At 44.8% G+C, this 20846-nt stretch carries 16 protein-coding genes and 2 riboswitches; of the genes, 2 read left to right on the forward strand and 14 right to left on the reverse strand.

Annotated elements, in window-relative coordinates; all coding sequences use genetic code 11:
- Positions 1-140: 140 nt before the first annotated feature.
- The 10 genes from ACMQ5W_RS09770 to ACMQ5W_RS09815 all read right to left on the reverse strand — a co-directional run bounded on the left by ACMQ5W_RS09770 (position 141) and on the right by ACMQ5W_RS09815 (position 13875).
- Positions 141-3257, reverse strand: coding sequence for a leucine-rich repeat protein (locus tag ACMQ5W_RS09770; RefSeq protein ID WP_419025019.1), 3117 nt, complete (start codon positions 3255-3257; stop codon positions 141-143).
- Positions 3258-3376: 119 nt separating this feature from the next.
- Positions 3377-3458: riboswitch (cyclic di-GMP riboswitch) on the reverse strand.
- 384 nt (positions 3459-3842) lie between these two features.
- Positions 3843-4412 carry a hypothetical protein gene (locus ACMQ5W_RS09775; RefSeq protein WP_419025020.1) on the reverse strand — a complete coding sequence of 190 codons (570 nt, stop codon included), beginning with the start codon at positions 4410-4412 and terminating at the stop codon, positions 3843-3845.
- Positions 4409-6379 carry a M56 family metallopeptidase gene (locus tag ACMQ5W_RS09780; protein ID WP_419025021.1) on the reverse strand — a complete coding sequence of 657 codons (1971 nt, stop codon included), beginning with the start codon at positions 6377-6379 and terminating at the stop codon, positions 4409-4411. Before ACMQ5W_RS09780 ends, ACMQ5W_RS09775 begins: the two co-directional genes overlap by 4 nt.
- Before the next feature lies 1 nt (position 6380).
- Positions 6381-6746: a BlaI/MecI/CopY family transcriptional regulator gene (locus ACMQ5W_RS09785; RefSeq protein WP_419025022.1), complete on the reverse strand. Its 366-nt coding sequence runs from the start codon at positions 6744-6746 to the stop codon at positions 6381-6383.
- A 72-nt stretch (positions 6747-6818) separates the two neighbouring features.
- Positions 6819-10004 (reverse strand): hypothetical protein, encoded by a 3186-nt coding sequence (locus tag ACMQ5W_RS09790; RefSeq protein WP_419025023.1) that lies wholly within the window; start codon positions 10002-10004, stop codon positions 6819-6821.
- Positions 10005-10104: 100 nt separating this feature from the next.
- Positions 10105-10187, reverse strand: a riboswitch (cyclic di-GMP riboswitch).
- A gap of 176 nt (positions 10188-10363) precedes the next feature.
- Positions 10364-10915, reverse strand: a complete 552-nt coding sequence (locus ACMQ5W_RS09795) for a 2-oxoacid:acceptor oxidoreductase family protein (RefSeq protein ID WP_148491366.1) — start codon at positions 10913-10915, stop codon at positions 10364-10366.
- A gap of 2 nt (positions 10916-10917) precedes the next feature.
- On the reverse strand, positions 10918-11667 hold the full coding sequence (locus ACMQ5W_RS09800) for a thiamine pyrophosphate-dependent enzyme (RefSeq protein ID WP_148491364.1): 750 nt from the start codon (positions 11665-11667) through the stop codon (positions 10918-10920).
- Positions 11667-12746, reverse strand: coding sequence for a 3-methyl-2-oxobutanoate dehydrogenase subunit VorB (gene vorB / locus ACMQ5W_RS09805; RefSeq protein ID WP_148491362.1), 1080 nt, complete (start codon positions 12744-12746; stop codon positions 11667-11669). Before vorB ends, ACMQ5W_RS09800 begins: the two co-directional genes overlap by 1 nt.
- A 3-nt stretch (positions 12747-12749) precedes the next feature.
- Complete coding sequence (locus ACMQ5W_RS09810) at positions 12750-12965, reverse strand: 4Fe-4S dicluster domain-containing protein (RefSeq protein ID WP_067535446.1); 216 nt, start codon at positions 12963-12965, stop codon at positions 12750-12752.
- A gap of 217 nt (positions 12966-13182) precedes the next feature.
- The gene (locus tag ACMQ5W_RS09815) at positions 13183-13875 is read right to left on the reverse strand and encodes a hypothetical protein (RefSeq protein ID WP_419025024.1); all 693 of its coding nucleotides are present in this window, start codon (positions 13873-13875) and stop codon (positions 13183-13185) included.
- 186 nt (positions 13876-14061) lie between these two features.
- On the opposite strand from ACMQ5W_RS09815, the gene ACMQ5W_RS09820 reads away from it, so the two are divergent.
- On the forward strand, positions 14062-14925 hold the full coding sequence (locus ACMQ5W_RS09820) for a hypothetical protein (RefSeq protein ID WP_419025025.1): 864 nt from the start codon (positions 14062-14064) through the stop codon (positions 14923-14925).
- 581 nt (positions 14926-15506) lie between these two features.
- A complete protein-coding gene (proC, locus tag ACMQ5W_RS09825; protein WP_419025026.1) occupies positions 15507-16310 on the forward strand; it encodes a pyrroline-5-carboxylate reductase in 804 nt (267 codons plus the stop codon).
- Positions 16311-16534: 224 nt separating this feature from the next.
- On the opposite strand, the gene ACMQ5W_RS09830 is transcribed toward proC, so the two are convergent.
- The 4 genes from ACMQ5W_RS09830 to ACMQ5W_RS09845 form a co-directional block, all read right to left on the reverse strand.
- Complete coding sequence (locus ACMQ5W_RS09830; protein WP_419025027.1) at positions 16535-17422, reverse strand: NAD(P)-dependent oxidoreductase; 888 nt, start codon at positions 17420-17422, stop codon at positions 16535-16537.
- A gap of 18 nt (positions 17423-17440) precedes the next feature.
- The gene (locus tag ACMQ5W_RS09835) at positions 17441-18259 is read right to left on the reverse strand and encodes a pyrroline-5-carboxylate reductase family protein (RefSeq protein ID WP_419025028.1); all 819 of its coding nucleotides are present in this window, start codon (positions 18257-18259) and stop codon (positions 17441-17443) included.
- A 47-nt stretch (positions 18260-18306) separates the two neighbouring features.
- Entirely contained in the window at positions 18307-18987 is a 681-nt protein-coding gene (locus tag ACMQ5W_RS09840) for a FadR/GntR family transcriptional regulator (RefSeq protein WP_148491352.1), read from the reverse strand.
- A gap of 103 nt (positions 18988-19090) precedes the next feature.
- Positions 19091-20839, reverse strand: a complete 1749-nt coding sequence (locus tag ACMQ5W_RS09845; protein WP_419025029.1) for a cobalamin B12-binding domain-containing protein — start codon at positions 20837-20839, stop codon at positions 19091-19093.
- Positions 20840-20846: the final 7 nt, after the last annotated feature.

Genomic DNA, 20846 nt, shown 5'->3' on the forward strand with positions numbered 1-20846 from the left:
GGGATTTAAGTTTATGTCACTTTTTGGACTTTTTCTGTACGTTCTTGATATTTTTTTGTAAAAGCGTATTGGCCGCTGCGAATATCTGTATCAAAAAACCAGCCATGGCTCTTTGTGAGTTATGACTGGTTTTTCTCCACTTATTTTGCGATTCTGATCGCTTTGTTGGACCATTTGGTGCAGACTTTGACACCGTCGATGGTTCTAACACCTCTGACTTTATAATAGTAGCGAGTGCCTTTTCTAAGTTTTTTGGTATTCTTATAGCTCTTCTGCGTTCCCGTCTTGGTGGTGTAGAAAGCCTTGTTACCATACCCGCTGTTCTTTTTTGTCGAACGGAACACTTGGAAATAGTCCACCTTGAAACCTGTGGATTTTTTCCATTTGACCGTAATAGAGCCTTTCCTTGCGGAGGAAGACGCTTTGATGGTCGTTGCCTTGACGCCATTGATAATTCTATCTTGATCGTCTGCAATCAGCTCGAAAGTGACCGCTATGGTGTGCGCCTTTGTTATATTTTCAAAGGTGTAAGAAGAAACCGCACCAATGCTGGCACCGTCCACAACGACATCAGTAACTTTGTAACCTTCGTCTGGTGTGAAGCTAAAAGTTTTGGTGCTGCCATAGTATGCATAAGCAGTACCAGATGGCGTGATTACGCCGTGGTCGCCGGCAAAAGCGGATATATTGTAGACGTAAGAACTGTCTCCAGGGCTGCTGCCGCCTGAAGACTCCTCCTCTGCATAAGCGATTGCATATGTGGAGAATTTGTCGCTGGTTACCGTGATAGTGGAAGGGTCGTTGTCTTCGTCAAGTAACTTCTCTGCGGTAACCTTGCCCTCCGCATCTTCGTGAGCCCGTATAATAAAGAATTTGCGATTGGCAGACTGAAGTGCTTTCGGGACATTAAAGACAAGTTTCAACGGCTTCTTAACGGTGGTCAAAATTTCTGTGGCCGGACTTGAACCACTTTCTATAGTTTTTACCACCTGGACGTCAAAGTGGCCACCCACCTTTGCCTCGCTGCCTGCCGCCTCTGCTATGGCATTCTGCACGGTATCTTCTGGATTTTGAACTTCAGATGAAACAACCTTGAGGGTACATTTGGTATCATCTGAGTCTTTCACAACAGCAGCGTCTTTTGCTGTTAAATTCGTCAGCAAATCCTGCTCATTCTTAACGGCAAGTCCCTCCGTGGCTGTTTCAAATTGTGGAATCTTTGCAACCGCATCTAACATCTTTTGTTGTGCTTCTTCATTGACAGCAGCCTTAATCTCATCACTAGCTATCTGATATGCAGCATAGGCATCGAGAATATCTTTTTTTTGCGCCTCAGTTGCCTCTTGATTTTCTTCAATAGATGGTAATGCTTCGATTTTTCCATTGACAAAGTCGTCATCAAAATTTTTCGTGGTGCAATATAATTCTACTGTACCTTCCATAGGCTTGTAATTATATTGTCCCTGTGAATTCTTCTCTGGGGTAAAAGTCCATTCATAGCTTCCTGCACCTTCATGAAGCTTCTGACCAGACTTCCATGCAATCGCTCCTGGGGTGTCTCCATCGGATAACTTTATCTCAGGTAAAGCGGTATTGCCCGAGGTCATTTGGTATACACCGGAGGCTATGTTTGGGTTAACCATTGGTTCTGCCTGGCTTATTTTTATCGTAAAAGTATGTTTTTCTGTATAGAAAGGTACTGCTTGCGCTGTCACCTTACTGCTTGAACTTGGTACTAATGTACACGCTTGTACAGTCACTTCACAACCTATTGCTTGTCCTGGGGCATATACATCTGTAAGCTCACATACATTTACATTCATCCCCTGTAAAATAGTTTCGGTCTTACCAATCTGCAGTAACTTCCAAGTATAATAGTATACTTTGTCCCCCATATAGTATGGACCACTGGTCTTGATATCTGGATGCATTGCAGTTACAGTCAATTTAGCCGGCTTCCCATCATATACTTTATCAATTCCTTCACTGTATTCAATCACTGGATCAATAATGCCGTTTACAGCATATAAAGTTTGAGTTGGTTTTTTCTCAGAAATGGTATCTCCTTCGCGTACGGCTTTATTTACGTCCTTTTCTACACTCCATACTTTCTTCGTTTCCCCTTTCACTGGGGGAAATGTATATGCTGTATCTGTTTTCCACGAACCATCACTTTGTTTTATATAATTATATGTGCGCTTATACAAGCGTTCTATATCATCATATGTGTTACTCTTATCATCACTAAAGGATATCGTGACAGGGAAGGTCAATTTGCCTTGTGCAATGGACTTGAGCTTCCCGTGTATATAATCATAATCTTCATTTTTGCAGATTATATCACAATCACTCGCAGTTGAGTCAAATGCTGATTCCGCAACAAAATCAGCATTTTCTGGATTTTTTCTCTCAGGCAAGTACACTGTTTTCAATGCAGAATTTTCGGCAAAGGCACTCGGTCCAATGGTCTGAATGTTCTCAGGAATAATTAGCTTTTCAAAATTACAGTATCTAAAGACGCCACTTGGAATGCTCGTGACATTTACGCATTTTGACAAGTCTACTCCCGAAAATCCTTGTTGTCCAGAAAAAGCCGCTACCTCAATCGTTATCACACTCTCAGGCAGAATCAGTTCCCCAGTAAAGCTGACTTTTGCCGAACTCTGTCTAAAGGCACTATCACCAATGTTTTTTAGGTTAGAAGGAAGTTCCAAACTTCCAGTAAAGCTACAATTATAAAATGCATATTTAGATATTACTTTCACGTTTTTAGGCAGATGTAAAGTCCCATCAAATGCTTTACACTCTCTAAAAGCATTTTCTCCTATCTGGGTTACAGTATCCGGAATACATAAATCTCCAGTTAATTTCTTACAGGAATAAAAGGTATCCTTTCCTATACTTTCTAATGAGGTTGCCTTACTTAAATCCAATGATGCAAAATCATATCCATCATATTTCTTATTGTACCACTTTGAAAACGCACTATCTCCAATCGCAGTAACCTTTTCCCCATTAATTTCTCCTGGTATCTCCAGTCTAATGTTCTGCTTCTGTTCGTCAGTCAGTCCATCCAAATATGTTGTCTTCAGTCCAGTAATCGTCCCATTTGAAAACGCATAATCCCTTGGTTCTGGTGTCGCCTCAACTGAACCGTTGCTCCCTGCCAGCACTCCAATAGCCGATGTATTCAGCACCACCATAAGCGCCAGCACAACTGTTAATAACTTATAAACGTACTTTTTAATTTTAAACATCTCCTAACTTAGTAAATTTAAAATATACCATTACAAATAAAAAAGAAGAACCCGATTCACAAAGTTCTTCCCTTCCATACAAAAAACAGCCCTAATCATAATAACTAGAACCACCTAATTTGTGCAACTGGCTGCCATCCGTAAAGGGAAGACCCTATAGCTTTGTGTCACTGCCTTTCGACAGCTTTACCAAATATTTAATTCTTTCTTCTACAGTATACCCCCCCCCAGGTATTTTGTCAATATCAGTTTCCACCCTATTACGCACTTCTATTCAACCGCTGTTCAAATCTTGGCGCGAAGCAGTATCACGCAAAGACACGGATGGCGAGCCAGGTAACCAGAGGGATCAGGTAAGCTGCCCTTGATACGGTTTTACCTGTCATTTTATCAAAAAAGGCCAAAAGCACCTAAATATCCTGGCCGTTGAGAGGCTGTAATGGTGGCCTGAGCGAAGGATACCACGAAGTTTCAACGGTTACAGCCATCGTCGCAAATAGACTCCCTTTGCAGAAGACAGATTTTTTAGGTGCTTTCGCATTTTTTTGCAGCAATAGGGGTTAAAAGCACAGTCTGCAGAGTGCTTCATTCCGCTGCCAATGAAGCGTTCTGCTCCATCCCTCTCAGTTCCCTTTTGTACTGAAACAGCGTCACGCAAATAACAAGCATTACGATTACGCCGAACAGTCCGATGCCAAAGACAACGAGACCGCTTTTTGCCAAAGTGATCGCAGCTCTCTTGCTGACGGGAATCAACGCTATCACCGTCATAAATACCGTCTGTACACTGCGCAGCTTTTTCAGTCTCTCTGCGTACTGAGATCCCTGACCTTCTGCGATGTTCGCAAGGTTCGTCAGAAGCTGGAAGTGAAAATAGAGGATGATCACGTTGGCGAACACGTCAATCCAATACAAATCTGGTGTCATAGAAAATATGTTCAGCACCCATTCTGCCAGATCTTCTGCCAGCAAAAGCAGGGCAAAGGGTTTCAGCAGTTTTGCCGATGGTTGCATCTCTGCCACTGCGTCCAATGACAGATAGATCAGCAGAAAACCTGCCCAGGCGGGAAAGATATTTATCGTTCCAAGGTTCAAGCTGATGTAGATGAAAATATATCCCCAGCTGATCTTCCCAATGGCACTCAAGTAGTTCATAGCTTCGCCCCCCTCTTGATCCTCAAAGTATCCAGCAGTTTGCCGTCTTGGTAAATTCTAGTTTCAAAACCTTCAAAACTAGCGAGTTCACTATCAGATGAACCCCACAAAAGAAAGTTCAGCCCGTCAAAATTTCCCTCCCAAGGCTGCTCTATATACCGGTAATCATACCCGACACCGTCACTGCTGTTCCCACTGGTCTCCTGTCCAAGATATTCTTCTTTTATGAGATCCGCTGAAATATCGTCAGACATGTGTTTAAGTACAGCTGCCATCATTCCAATCACTTTGACGTTACTTTGCTCCGCTTCACTTCTACAGTCCTGATACTGGCCCCAGACGAACATTCTCTCCATGGAAAATTTCGCAGACCGCTTGGCGCGCACATCAAAAGAATATCCATTCCCCATCATGTCTGCAAAGAAATCCTCCTGATTTTGTGTCTGATTATCCACTGTACGGATGGTCTGCTCTTTGATACGGACGATTCCCGTCTTTCCTTTGCCCTCCGATGTCACAGCGCCCGGCAGTTCCTCAAACCCCCAGTAAATCCCAATGCCTGAAAGAGATTTATATATGTTCATCTTTCCGCTCTGCGTTACCGTCCAGTCGTTATCCTTTTCTATCATCAAAGGGATTGTCAGTACGGGCCGCGTTTCATATCCCTCCTGTCCCTCGATCACTGCCAGAGCCGTATAACAATGCTCATTTTCTTTCTGCAGGTTATATACCGCATAGTCGGAGAACGGAACGTCCTTCAGCCCATGAGAAATAGCAGAAGAAAAATCCATTCCTTTCTCCACCTGTCTATGTAATTCTTCCTGTTGGCCGCTAGGCGTCACAGCCGCCAGATAGCTCGGCAGATTGAACACCTTGCCCTTGACCCAAGTATCAATCGCACCTGCCGGCGTCGTGCATCCGTTCATCCTCGCCTCCGCCATCATCACCTTTGAACGATAATCGGTCAGGTCAGGATAATCCGTCTCGTAGCCGCTCGCCTCACTTCCGGCAAAGATTGACGCCGCCAGCACGATCAAAGCGCAGACCGAAACCAACGCCATCCCACGGGGATATTTCTTGAAGCGGGCAATGGCTTCAATGCGCCTTTTGATGTTTTTTCCGCCATTGGAAATAGAGGTCGTACCCGGAGCCCTGGCATATTTCTCATCCGTCATAGAAAGCAGAATTTTGCCATACGCTCGGCGCTCTTCCCCTTCCAGTTCCTCCAAAACCCTCTGATCGCACAAACTCTCCATGTCGTTTCCGATGCGATGAAAGACATATTGCAGAAACGGATTGCACCAGTGCAGTGCCCGCAGGATACACCAAAATGCATTCTGCAAAGCATCCGCATAGGTCCTGTGCAGAAGCTCATGGAGCAAAATCTTTTCATCAATATCTGCCCCCTCTGGAACTACCAAAAGTGGTCTGAAAAAGCCGCAGACAAATGCAGAAGGAATTCCTTCTGCTGTGACGACTTCACAGCCGCTGAGGGCATATCGCGCGCAAATCTCTTCCACCTTTTTCAGAAGTACCGCCTCTGCCCTCTTGCTGCGCCGCAGAATCCTGCGCAGCCGCACATAGGACAGACCATAGTACAATAATGAAATCAACACCCCCGTCACATATAAGACAAAGAGCCAGTCCGTGACAGACTCTGGTGCCTTATTAACAAAAGGCAAAACAGATGTATTTTGACCGATGGGGATCCACTGCTGGCTGTAAGCCGAGGAGAGAGTCGATTCTGCCGTCATTTTGATTGCTTCTATCCCTGCTGCCAGCGTCACGCTCAAATACCGCCCCATCAACCGGGCTGGCAAAAGAATTTTGCACGCTAACAAAATCCAGACCGCATATTGCCACCTAGGCGATAGCTTGTCGGCAAAAAGCCTCTTCACAATCAAAATAATTGCAGCTGTTATAGATACTTCCGCTGTCTGCAGCAAAAACTCCCATATATTTGTCATCTCAGACCTCCATCTCGTCAAGCAGCTTCTTCAGCGCATCCCGCTCCTCTTCTGTTATCTTCGATTCCTTCAAAAAGGCGGCCACAAGATCGCCCGCAGCACCCCCATATACCTTCTCAAGCAAATTGCGGCGCTCATTTTTGGCACAATTCTCTCGGCTGACACCTGCCCTATATCGGTGAGGGTCTCTGCTGCGGTCTATGATAACAAGTCCTTTTCCTTCCATTCTAGTCAAATACGTATGCACCGTATTGCGGCTCCAGCCAGTAATCGGCTTCAACTGGTCTACCACCTGCCCCAGGTTAAAGCCATCTCCATCCCAGAGTACCGTCAAAACAGTCAGTTCCGCTTCGGATAATCTGCGCATAAAAACACCTCCTACAATTGTAGTATCTAATTGTATACTACAACTGTAGGAGGCTCGTGTCAAGTGAATTATTTATTTTGCGACTCTGATCGCTTTGTTGGACCACTTGGTATAAATCTTCTGTCCGTCCAGTGTCCTGACGCCCCTTATCTTGTAATAATAGCGCTTGCCCTTCTTTAACTGTTTCGTATTTTTATAGGATTTTTGCGTACCCGTTTTTGTGGTATAGAAAGCCTTTATTCCATACCCGCTGTTCTTTTTCGTGGAGCGGAAAACCTGGTAATGGTCAACTTTAAAGCCTCCCGACTTTTTCCATTTGACTGTAATAGAGCCTTTCTTCGCAACGGAAGACGCCTTGATAGTGGTGCCCTTTACACCTTTCTTGATTCTGGCAGAATACTGATCCACTGTCTCTGTATCCACAAGGGCATAGCTGGAAAAATGTCCGGTCTCAAACACATAATATGACTTCCCCTCCTTTGCTACTTCCTTGCCTGACAGTGTCACATAGGTACCGTCGTCCGCTAAATACACCGCTTTTATTTCTTTACCCAGGAGCTGCTGTGGAATCGGAATCGCAATAGTGGCCTTTCCTTCGCCAAAGTCCGTAATCAATCCATTTGCATGCACCACTTTCAAATCCAGCAAAACGCTGTCTTCTCCAATGATTTTCTTCTGCGTCTCAGTCGGCTCTTCCACAACCTCGGCGATAACAGTGACTTTGTCCCCTTCTGTGTCCTTAGAGATGGCAGCTAGCGCTTCGTTATCAAAGGAAACTTCTGCACTGGCAGTTTTGATTGTCAGCGATGCATCTGTCTTCTCTGCGATTTCTTTAATCGTCTCCGCTGGAAGCTCCGCCTTTATTACCGATCCGCTGCCTTTTGGAACTTCAATGGCCACCTCGTCAGCTTTCTTCTCGATTGCCTGCTCAACTAGCTTCTTTGCTGTCTGATCAGTAATTACTGCAGTCGTCTCATTGCCGCTAGTCGTAGTCTGTGCCTCTGTCTTAGTAGTTGTCGTTTCTCCAGTGTCGTCCGTCGTCACGTCTGGCTTAGCAGGCGGCACGATTACTGGTCTGTAAATCTCCTTGACCGCATATTTGCCAGTTCCATCGCTGACACACTCATAGCCTTCGGCAACGTACTGGCTGACATCCTGTGGGAAGGTGCCAGAAACGACACCTGTGGAAGTTGGTGTCTGCAAACTCCCTGCAATCGCCTTATCCAGGGTTACTGTTTCTTTCAGTTGCCAATAATTGTGCTCCAGGTCGATCTTGGCACCGGTTTCAATCGATACATCCTTAATCAGTTCTCCATCTGCATCGCCCGAGTTCAAAATGATGTTGTTGTTGATTTTGATGTCCGCAGAAGCCAGAACCTGCCCCAGTCGAAAGGCTCTATCTGACGCATTTTCTATTATGTTGGATTCTACAGTAATTTTGCCTCTTATCCTGCTATCATGAATTACTTGCTGTGTGTTTTGAACTAAGTCGATTGTACTTTGCATTGCAACAGCATTATGAACTGTATTCTTGAATACATTTCCGCTAACGGAAACCTCTGTATGATCCCCACATCCCGCTAGATAAATCGCCTGAAACGCTCGATCAACGATGTTATCTTGAATTCTGATCCTGCCAAAGGTATGATAACCCTGTTCGACAATTTTAATGGCTGCCGCATTGCTCCCCGAATTAGACAAATCGAAGTGACAATTTTTAATTTCCAGATTGTCCACAGTCCCATAGCTTGCACCACCTGGGTCATTCCCCCAATAAGCTAAGTCTATACCCGGTTTATTCTCACTGTTGACAAAATATAGGCCATCAAAAATAATATCTGATAAATCAATTCGGCCTATATAGCCATCGGCTTCATTTACCACGATATCTTCGCCTGTTACATAATTGACCATCTTCTTATCTGTAGCATTATGTCCCGGCTCTACTGTTATATTTTTCAGTTTGGCATCTGGTTGTCCTACAAAGGAAATATGCTTCAGTGACCTCCTATATCTACCCTTTTCCTTATCATCAATGACCTTATCGATAGTCCTATTTCTGATTTCCAGCTTTTCATAGTTACCTGGTGCGAAGTTGAGTGTCGTATAATCCACCGCATAGTTCAGCGCTTTCTGCGCATTGATTGGTTTTACGTTGACCATGATGCCACCGGAACTGCCTGTGTTCTCAACGGTCAATTCCCCCTGTTGAGACAAATAAAATGGTCGAACTAAACCTCCGGCGGCTGTAACTGTTCTGCCATTCAAATCCAAAGTAATGTCATTCCTAACAATTACGCTCTGATTAGTCGTCGTATCTGTCAAGAGCTGAATCCTCTCCTCACCTTTTGCCTCTGCCGCAGCTTGCTCCAGGGACGGATAGGATTTGCCTGTATTCGCATTTGCGGCAACAGAAGCTGTAGCCTTGGTATAGACCGTATCTTTGATTATGTCGCCTGTTTTATCCTTATCCGGTTTATTGCGATATTTGTCACTTTTTAATACAATAAGAGAGTTTCCCAAGAATTTAAATTCTGCGTTTACCGAATACCCAAGAGTTAAAATTTCAGATTTTCTATTCCCGTCTTTGTCCTGAACGACCAAAGAAGATAGATTACTAATTACGGGATTACCCTTCTCGTCTAACTCATCATAAATCCTTGCTTTCACTTCTCCATTGCTATTTTTAAAGATACCGATAGGTGCTTTTCCCTCTGAGGTATAGTACCCGATACACTTTTCTAAATCATATTTATCATACGTATCAGAAGATGAGGTGAAAAGATCTTTAAAATACCCCTTATAGTAATATGTCAAATCCGAATATCTTACAGTTATAATAAACATATCATAATCATCATAATTCTGTAGTCTCAATTGACTAGCTGGTATTGTAATCTTAGTATTGTCAATGGCAGTTGGCTCTTCTATCTCATAATATTGATCCCCAATCTGGTAAGAGATTGATATTTTCTCTGATATATCATATTTATATTCCTCTTTACACTCTACCTGTAAATACACATATTGCTTCTGATCCAGGCTACACTTATTTGTAATTGATAAGTTATAATACTGACTGCTTCCAAATGACGGACTGTATTCTGTAGTCAAAGGAGTCATATTGTCTTTTTCCGTCCCCATCTTGACAGTCAAAACATCTGGGTTCAGTGACTCTCCTACCCCTGCAAACACCATTGTCGGCATGCAGCTCATGACCACTGCAATGCAGAGAAATGCTAGTAATAATTTCTTCATAACGTTTCCTTTCTTAAAAAACAAAAGAGCATGGCCGCAGCACATGCTCTTTTTGCGCAATAAAACAGAATTCATTCTTCTATGAACGAACTCAAATAATCTGTGCAACTGGCTGCCATCCGTAAAGGGGAAGGCCCTATAGCTTTGTGTCGCTGCCTTTCGACAGGTTTACCCAATCTTCAATTCTGGTTTCATTATACGATGTTTTTACTAGCGATTCAAGAACATTTGTTATCTTGTTATAATTTTCCAGTCTGCTCTGTCAGCCACTTTCACGGCCTATTCAAATATTGCCTTATCATACATTTATAACGACAAAAGACCGACGCATCCGCGCCGGCCCGTGTTAGCAGTATATACTATTTTCTGGCAGCTTTTCCGATTGCGAGACCTTTTGCATAAGCCTCTTCGTTCAGTGGAAGCAGCTGCGGTTTTTTCTTACCGATTTTGTTTCTGATGCCCTCTAAGATGACGTCTTCAGAAACGACTTCAGTATATCCGATGTATGCACCGAGCATGATGATGTTCAGTACCTTTGGATTACCCATCTCCAGAGCCATCTCTGTTACAGGAACTTCTACAACGGTGATATCGTCTCTTTCAATCTTGGATTTTACGATGGAACTGTTGATGAACAATGTTCCGCCCGCTTTCAGTTTTGGAAGGAATTTGTGCAGGGAAGGATCGTTCATGACGATCATGTCTTCCATCGCTTCCATAACTGGCGCACCGATTTCATCGTCAGAAATGACGACATAGCAGTTTGCTGTTCCTCCACGCATCTCAGCGCCGTAGGATGGGAAATAGGTAACGTGTTTATCTGTTGATTCGCAGGTTGCTGTTGCCAAAAGAGTTCCCAGCATCATGACACCCTGTCCGCCGAATCCGGCAACAAGTAAATTTCTTTCCATGATTATTCCTCCTTTGCCTTATCTCTGAATACTCCCAGAGGGAATTCCTTTAGCATATCCGTTTCTAAGAAGTCAAGCGCCTTTGCTTCGTTCAGTCCCCAGTTGGTCGGACAGGAAGTAACGATTTCTACCATGGAGAAACCTTTCCCTTCCATCTGATACTGGAACGCCTTTTTGATAGCCGCTTTGGTCTTGCGAACGTTGCCCGGCGTATTGCAGGAAGTTCTTTCAAGATAATATGGCGCTGTCAGCTGATTCAGCACTTCGCACATGTGAATAGGATAGCCATGTTCTTTCGGATCTCTGCCCTTAGGTGCGGTAGTCGCTTTCATACCGATCAAAGTGGTCGGTGCCATCTGTCCGCCTGTCATGCCGTAAATGCCGTTATTGACAAAGATAACAGTGAAATTTTCACCTCTGTTTGCCGCAGAAACGGTTTCACCTAATCCGATGGAGGCTAAGTCGCCGTCTCCCTGATATGTATAAACCAATGATTCCGGGCTTGTTCTCTTCAGACCTGTCGCTACTGCACAAGCTCTTCCGTGTGCAGAGATGTTCAAGTCGTGGCTTACATACAACTGTCCCAGTCCACAGCAGCCTACGCCTTCACAGCGAACTAATTTGTCCAACATGCCCAGTTCTTCAGAAACCTCACCGATCAATTTATGTATGGTTCCGTGCATGCAGCCAGGGCAGAAACCAGATACTGCATCTGGCTTGATACCAATGGTTCTCTTATATACCTTTTCCATTATAATACCTCCTTTGCCAGTTCACGAGCTGCTCTCATGACTCTTTCCTTTGTCATAAGTTCTCCGCCTGAACGCAGACATTCTTTGATTGGGCATCTTCCATGAACGGCATGGTCGATATCCCATACCATCTGTGCCGGGATGGACATTTCTACATCCAGGATGCCTTTTACTCTGTCAAAATCAAGGTTCTCAAAGGATTTGTAAGGGAACGGATGAATTGCGATCGGCCTGATCATTCCAGCTTTGATGCCTTCTGCTCTCAGCTCTTTTACTGCAACCTTTGCAATACGGCCAGAGATTCCATATGCAGTTAGAACGATTTCTGCATCGTCCATCATGATTTCTTCCACTCTGACATCTTTGTCTACCCAGGACTTGTATAATTCAGCTGCTGCCATATTGACAGGCTCAAAACTGCCGCCAACACCGCCTGGAAGAATTCTCACTTGTTCTTCCGGCTTATGTCCTACTGCAGATACACTGCGGCGTGCTTCCTTCATTGCAGCAACTTCTTCTGCAGTCTTCATAGGAGGAAGTTCAACTGGCTCCATCATGGTGCCCATGACGCCATCAGTCAAAACTAATACCGGGTTGTTATCTCTTTCAGCAAGATCAAATGCTTCGTAAGTCATATCGACAGCTTCCTGGACCGTAGATGGTGACAAAACGATCATCTCAAAACCGCCATTTCCGGAGGCCTTTGTCGCCTGCAGGTAATCCTGCTGTGCCGGCTGGATTGCGCCGATACCAGGGCCGCCTCTGCCTACGTTTACATAGACGATCGGTAAACGTGCAGCAGCACAATAGGATACGCCTTCACTGTAAAGGCTGATACCTGTACTTGAAGAAGAACTCATGGATCTGGTTCCTGTCTGAACTGCACCATAAAGCATATTTACAGATGCGACTTCACTTTCTCCCTGTACGAAAACGCCCTCTACTTCCGGCATTCTTCTTGAGAAATATTCCGGAATTTCATTCTGTGGTGTAATCGGGTAGCCGGCGAAGAACCTACAACCTGCTCTAACAGCTGCTTCTGCAATCGCTTCGCAGCCTTTCATAAATACTCTTGCCATTTTCTAAACCTCCCTATAAACCTCGATTGCTGCGTCTGGACATACAACACCGCATGACGCGCAGCCGATGCAATCATCCGGATTTGCTGCGACAACATACTGATAGCCTTTTGAATTAACTTTGTCGCCAATTGCGAGTACGTTTTTAGGGCAGAATTTGACGCAATAGCCACAGCTCTTGCAGCTCTCTGCTCTAATTTCTACTTTTCCTTTTGCCATTTTTGATTACCTCCTAATGGTTCTCGCCCCAATTTCTTTAGAAATTGTGAGGGAGACCTTATGCTGTAAATCCCCAAGAGTGCGAGTGGTACGCACGAAGCACGATTGGATGGATTTAGTCGTATAATGGTTCTCGCCTCAATTTCTCAATCGCCGTATAAGAAATTGAGTTTCTATTCAATAACCCTCTATTGTAATTGTGGGTTTGTTGATAAATTTATTCGCTCCACTCATATGTAAGATATAACTTTATGGGGAGCAGCGGAATCTGCACTTTGTCTTTTATCTGCGGGCAGATCTCCTCTCTTGCACACATGTAGTCTACCGAGAAGTATTCGTCGATCAGACTGCTGACCTTCTCGTTGCCGCTCACAGCCTCTTCGGCGGTGGTTGTAAAACCTACATTGGGGTTGCTCATGATGGAGACGTTGGATAGTTCGATGTGGGCCATACCCAAAACCCGAGCCATGGTGCCGTCGATTGCCACCAAATCTTTCGACCAAGGTCTGTAGGAATTGATAACAAAGAAGTTCTGTGTAAATTCTCTGTTCAGAATGGGTGCGAAGCCGCCGATCAGTCTGGCTCCCAAGTGGTCGCCGCCTACGTCGATGACTACGATGACATTCTCATCCATCAAATGTTCTCTAACACCGCCTACAATGGTTGGCGCATCAAAGAATTGTTCTTCGTAGTGAAACTGCACATTCTCTGCCTGCAGCTTTTCCTTCACGTCTCTGGATCTGAACAATGGCTTGGTCTGGTCTACGTCGAAGAAATGCACAGGCTTATCGCTGAGTTTCGCCAAATTGACAGCAAAATTGATAGCAATTTCACTCTTGCCGCTGCCCGCCTCTCCGACAAAGACAAAATTTTTCTTTGTTTTCAGAAGTTCTGTTAATATCTGTTTCATCAAAATCCCTCACTCTGTGTTGCCTCTTTACACTTTTCATTGTAACCAATTCGACGAGCAATGTCAAATTATTTTTCAGATTTTATTACTTTTTGTTTGGTAGTTAGAATTTTCTGGAAAAACTCTTGACTTGCGTCAATTCTAAATGTAAAATATTTACATAATTAGAACTTAAAGGAGGTTATTATGGATCATGTAACAGCATCATTAGATATGGAAATCATGCGAGAAAAGAAGCTTTCTGCCATTTGTGAAGAGTACTTAGCTTGCGCTCCAAAAGGTTTTTTGATGGTGAGAAAAAGAGCCCGCAGTTTTACATATTACTGGGTCTTTGAGGAGAAACAAGGTAAAATAGCAAAGCAGGAGCAGATCAATATTACAAATAAGCCAGAACTCATTTTCAAACTGACAGAGAAAAAAATTAAGAGCCGCACCCTAAAAACCATTGGCAAGAACCTGCCCAGCTTAGAGCAGGCTCGCACAGCCTACACGTCTGTCAATCCTGATAAAATCGTCAAGGAGTGTGCGCCTAAATATCAGCATGCGCTTTCTTTACGAAAACAGCATCAACTAGAAGAACGTCTCACCACACCTTATAAAAAGTGCCCCTATGACCCAGAATCTCATGTACACGAGACAGATTACGGGGAATTGGTTCGTTCCAAGTCAGAGCAGTTGTTAGCCAACACGTTATTTTCGTACTGCGTCCCCTTTCATTATGAGGAAGCATTCACATGTGCCGGCAGCATTATTCTATATCCAGATTTTCGTATTCTTCTTCCTAACGGAGAGTGGAAGATTTGGGAACATTGGGGACTCCTGTCGAAGAAGAGTTACTGCGATGATTGTGCGAGAAAGTTGAATTTATTTCAGCAAAACGGGCTTACCATTGGCAGCAACTTAATCTTGACCATGGATGACAACAGGGGTGATTTCAGCAGCCGCATCATCAACCAGACCATTGTCGATCAAATACTGCCTCTGCTCCAGGAAGTCAAAGTTGATCGGAATAAAATAATTGCCGGTGTCAGACAGCCCTATCTCAAGTAAAGGTTGTCTGCCTTCCGGATTACTTGGCTTGTCTCCGGGCTACCCGACAGCTCGAGGATACGCCCGACAGCTTCCGCGCCATGATAACCTCAATTTCACACAACCACTTGCGCGTCTGACAGGTCACGCGCCATGTTCTTTCAGAAATCAGGTTATCACTTGCGCAGAACATCGTGTTTCTCTTTTAAAACGCCATGTTTTCCTGCTTTACCAAGATCTACATTGCGCACCATTTTCCACTAACTATAAAATGACTGATTTTTGACCTATTTTGCAAAGGGAGTTCCGCAAGACACTCAGCCAATTTTAATAAAACATGGCAGGAAGCACTTCAAAGTATCTAACCTGCGCAAATCGACTCTGTATATCTAGGCGGACATGGCAGGCTGCCCCGATATAGTCAGATATAGTCGGCTACAGTCCGACATACCCTTCTACAGCCTGCTATTCTAGAAGTAATATCACACTTTTTTGTTGTATGACAACAAATATAAGTTGACAACAGGAATGTCAATAGATATAATAAGGGTAGAAAAAGTGACTGGAAGAACGTGTAAAATAATATGAAACGAGGAGATGAAATGAGCAAAAAAATTGTTTTCTGCGGCGGCGGCAACATGGCAGAAGGAATTATGCGAGGGCTGCTTCAGAATGGAGTAAATCATCCTGAAGACATTACTGTTAATGAATTGGTTCCAAACCGCTGTGAATACTTGACGAAGACCTATGGTGTAACGGCGACGAAGGATGCAGAAGCTTCAATTAAAGAAGCCCATATGATAATCATTGCGGTCAACCCGCCCCAAGTACCGACAGTAGCAAAGATGCTAAAACCATTAGTCAGTAAAAAAACGATCATCATGTCCATTGCAGCCGGTGTAACGATTGCAACGGTGGAAAATATCGCAGGCTGTGATAAAAAGGTTGTTCGCGTCATGCCCAACACCCTCAATCAGTCGGGTGACGGCTATAGCGCTGCCTCATTCAACGAAAATTGTACAGAACAAGATCAAGCATTGGTGGATGAGGCCCTCAATGCCCTGGGACAGGTGATGCACATCAGAGAGGAAATGTTCAATACCTTTACTGCATTCAGCAATGTAGGACCGATGTGGTTATATAAGATGGCAGAGGCACTGATTGACGCTGGTGTCTACATAGGCTTCAGCCGCACCGATGCCCGCAATATTGCGATTAAAAACATGGCAGGTGTGGCAGGCGTCTTGGAAATAACTGGAGAACATCCAGCCGTCAAGGTGGATCAGATGACTTCACCTGGCGGAACAACCATCGAAGGACTGAAAGTGCTGCAGGAAGAAGGATTTTCTACAGCAGTCATGAAATCAGTCATCGCTTCATTCGAAAAAGTAAATGCATTTGAATAAACAGATACCATCCTTAAGGCTGCCATTCGGCGGCCTTTTATCTAGTCCAGAGGTTACCTATTTCCATATGTCGCCCGCAAGGGGCGACGCTTCGCAAGGTACGCCCCTTGATATTCGGTCAATATCGACTTCTTCTATATTGCCTACATATTAAAAAACAAGCGGCAGAACTGATCGGCGTAATCTCACCGAATCTTCTACCGCATGCTCGAAAAATATGAACTCTAAGCCAGATACTCTCCGATATTTTTAACAGCTTTTTCTGCCAGTCGCTGGCGGGCATTATAGGTAAACCCCGCCACTTGGCCGGATAGAGATATCCGTTTCTGCCCTTCGTACCACTGACGGCAGTTCTTATGGATCGATCCTGCATCGAGAATACCATAGTTCCCCGCATCGATCCATTCTTCAAAAGCCTTCTGATCAAAAGAAGGACCCACCCCTACGTTGATAAAAATCTTATGATTTCCCAGCTGATGGAAGTCTTCTTTTTCCATGACAATCTGATTTCTAGGAATGCTGACCAGAATGACATCACTGCGTTGAAGCAGCTCCCTCTTTTCCAAGTATGGATACGGGCAATCTGCTTTTGGGCTGCGGTTGTGATAAGCGACCTCCATGCCGAAAAACGCTGCCGCCTCCGCAATCATGGTTCCCACGGTTCCCAGACCGATGATACCCAGTTTCATGTGGCGCAGTTCTCTCTGCTCCTCATAGAAGGAAATGGAACCCAGCCCCTTCACCATCTGAATCAACTCGCTGATGACGTATTCCACCACGCCGTAATCGCCGTAGTGGCTGACTCCCGTCACCGTGATTCCTCTTTCTCTGCAGCAAGCAATATCCACGTTACAAGCTTTTTCGTCAAAATAAGTACAGCAAAGTCCGATGTAACGCAGCTTATGGCACTGAGAGAGAACCTCCTTCGTCAATCTGGTGTTCCAGGATACGAGAACAGCATCCGCTTCTCTGATTCTCCCTAAAATCTCCTCTTGATCAGAGGGAAAATCATCGTGACAAACCACCCGTTCTGCCAACAACTGCAACGCCGGCAATGCAAACTCTGCAATGCCGGTATTGTCCACCATCACTAGTAAATCAAATTTTTTCATCCTTCATCCTCCTTATTATTACGATGCCACAATGGCGCATTTCTTTACGGCTGCCTCCATAGAAGCTATGGTAGGTCTCATATAGCTGCCATTCTCCTGTAAGGCTCGGAGGGCTTCAATGGTCACGCCGCCAGGCGAGGTCAGTTCTTCAATCTTGGCAGTAGGCGATGCCCCCGTCTCCTGAAGAATCTTTACTGTACCCAGCATGTTTTCAAGAATCAGTTCTCGAGCCTCCGCCCGGGTAAAGCCAACATAAATCCCCGCGTCAATCATCGCCTCTACAAACTTATATATCCAAAGCGGACCTGTGCAGCCATAGCCCTGGAAGCTGTCGAACTTGCTTTCCTCCATATAGAGCACTTTTCCAAGACCATGGAGCAGCTGGTCGACGAAAGCTTTGTCATCTTCGTCCAGGTTTCCATTGCTGTGCGCCAAGGAATATCCATATCCGGATTGACTGAGAGTGTTAGGTACGATTCTTACGACCTTTTTATCACTGCCCAGCTGATTTTCAAAGACTTTGATGGCCACGCCGCAAGCAAAGGACATCACTATGGTATCCTCGTTGAGAACGGGTTTCAGTGCGCCAGTCACACTGGGAATCTGTGGCGGATTGACCCCGATCAATACCATGTCGGCTTCTTTTATTGCCTCTGATGCATCGGTAACTGCTGTTACACCATATGTATCCGCCAAATAGCTGCAGCGCGCTTGCATCATCTCACCCACCGTAATATTATCGGGATTCATCGTCTCATTCTTAATCAGTCCCCTGATGATGTTTTCAGCCATTTTGCCCCCGCCGTAAAACACAATTTTCTTGTTCACATTTTTCATGTCTGTCCTCCATAGATTTTGCTTCTGCATATCTCTTGTAATTCGTCTTAGATTTTCAAATTATAGAAGTCGATTGACTGCTTGATATGAAGCCTCATGGCCAGTTTGGCTCCTTCTGCATCTCTGCACTTCATCATTTCTGTTATCATGCCATGGCTCATGACAAGCACCTCGTTATTTTTTTGAATGATGCTCTCCTCATTGAACGCCTTCACCGTAGCCGTGCTGATGTTCTCGTACAGCCTGATGATGAACTCATTGTGGGTTGCCATAGCAATGGCGTTGTGAAACTTCTTATTCATATCTGCTGTGAAATCACCCTCTTCAAGTGTCGCTTCAATCATTTTCGTATATTTGATGATTTTTTCCAGATCCTCCTCTGTGGCTTTTCTGGTTGCAATCGCTGTCATTTCAGGCTCTACAATCAGCCGCACTTCATACAGGTCTTTCAGTTTCACCTGCAGAAAATTTAATTCGTTAAAACCATAATCATCGCGCAGCGCCTCATTATCGATTACAAAGGTACCCTTTCCTCGTTTTCTTTCAAGAACATTGATTGATGTCAGATAGGTAATTGCATCTCTCAGGGTGGTTCTGCTCACCCCCAGTTCTTCCGACAGTACCAGTTCATTGGGTAATTTATCACCCGGCTTGTACGTTTTTTTCACAGTAATCATCTCTGTAAGTTCCTTTATCGTTCTATCCGTTAGGCTGCGGTTATCCATCATAATATTTCCCTCCGATTGTATTACTACTGAAATTATTGCATATCTAGTGGTTTTTTACAAGTGGATTTTACAGCCCTTTATGAGAATAACCGCCTCTGACTATTTAAGCAAAAACTCTTTTGATCTCCGCCGGCAGGCTTTCTGCTTCTTTTACACAGTGCACACCCATTACTTCCAGTTCCTCAGTCACGTCCACTGGAATGTTGCCGCCTTCGTCGTTTTCGTTAAGCAGACCGCCCATAAAGATTTCGGCCTCTACCCCCAGGTCTTCCATTTGACGGAGCAGAGCTTTGGCAAAGGTTCTGGCGATTCCATTATAGGAACTGACCAAAATCACGTGGCTGTCTGTCTCCAAAGCCATTTCAGCGGCTTCGCCAGGGCTGGCATCTCTCCCAATGTCAATGATTCTGGCATTGGCTCTGCGCAGAACATTGCCCACCACCACCTTGCCGAACTCGTGAATGTCTGTGGCGCAGAGAATCACCTTCAGCCCGGCCAGATCAGATTTATCTGGATTGAAGTTCCGGAAACACTGATTTTGAATTTTTTCCAGACTACGTACCATATCTGTCGGCCAAATCGGTTTTCTGCCATTGGCGTATTCCTCAGAGGGTTCTCCCAGACCAAAAGATCGTTCCAAGTATTCAGGTCCCAGTTCCTTACAGGTAATCATGATTTCCGCCGGGTTCTTCATGTCGATACCCATGTCTGCAAGGCCTCTCATTATATTGCCGTAAACTACGTCGGCTCCTTGCAGCAGTAGCTGCTTGTCCTCTTCAACCTTGGCCCAATTAATATAGGGTTCAAAAGCTCTGGCATAGCGCTCAATCTCGTTGCTCATGACTTGGGCGTCCAAAATCTCTTCTTTGGTGGGAATCCTGGCTGCCTCCGATACTGGCACCGAACTCATGGCATGGCCGGTAGGCCTGTGAATCTGACCGATCATGTCTCCAATGATATAACCATTTACTACCGCGTTGTTTCTGACGAAATCCCTGGTGTAATCCGTCGTATTTCCGTAAATCATGGTGCCGCAGGAATCCCCGCCGTTGATTTCATCCAGAGCCAGGGAAAAGGTCATTCGTAAGATCGGACTGCTGAACAGATTTCCAAAGCAGTGGCCCAGTTTGGCCTTCATCAAGTCCTCGGCCAGATATTTCTCAACCCTTGCCCATGCCAGAACCGTCACCAAATCGTTAAAGGCAGCGGCAAAGCCGTCGTCCAGGTTGGAGTGCATGACCATGCCTCTTTCTTTGTTAAGTCCCATAATACAAATCGCCAGACAGGCATCCAGGGTTCTCTTGTTCATATCATATTGAAATGGATAGCTGTAACTGAAATACTGGGAGAAATTCCCCACCGATGTCGTTCCCGCTTTAAAGGCCAGTTTGAGATTTTCAAGACTTCTCAGGGAGCCAATCATATTGTCTCCGAAGTGAATCATAAACGGCGCTGCCTGTCCCAAGGTCACCCACTCCTCTTCGCTGTGCAGTACCAATCCAGAGCCGACCATGGCATGGTCTTTATATTCATCTGAAATGCCCATGGAAACGTCCAGCAACACACCTACTCGATCCAAGGTGCAGTCTTTCTTTTCCAGTTCCTCATAAAGCCACTTCATTGCGCTGCAGGTCTCTTCTACTGAGTTATAGCCGATGGCGGCATGTCTGGAAATTCTGTTCTCAGTCTTGCACTGTTCTTTGAACGCCCTCTCCGAGTCTACGCCCCTTTCCCGGCAGAAGGCTGTTTGTCCGTATTCCCAGTCTTTGCTGATCTCCTTTGCCAGCTCGATCATCTTCTGTACCGACGGAAATTCAGTAGTAATAAAATCCTGTTTTGAATATGCTTTCATTCTCTTT

This window comes from Emergencia sp., from assembly GCF_048465375.1.
Taxonomy (GTDB): domain Bacteria; phylum Bacillota; class Clostridia; order Peptostreptococcales; family Anaerovoracaceae; genus Senimuribacter.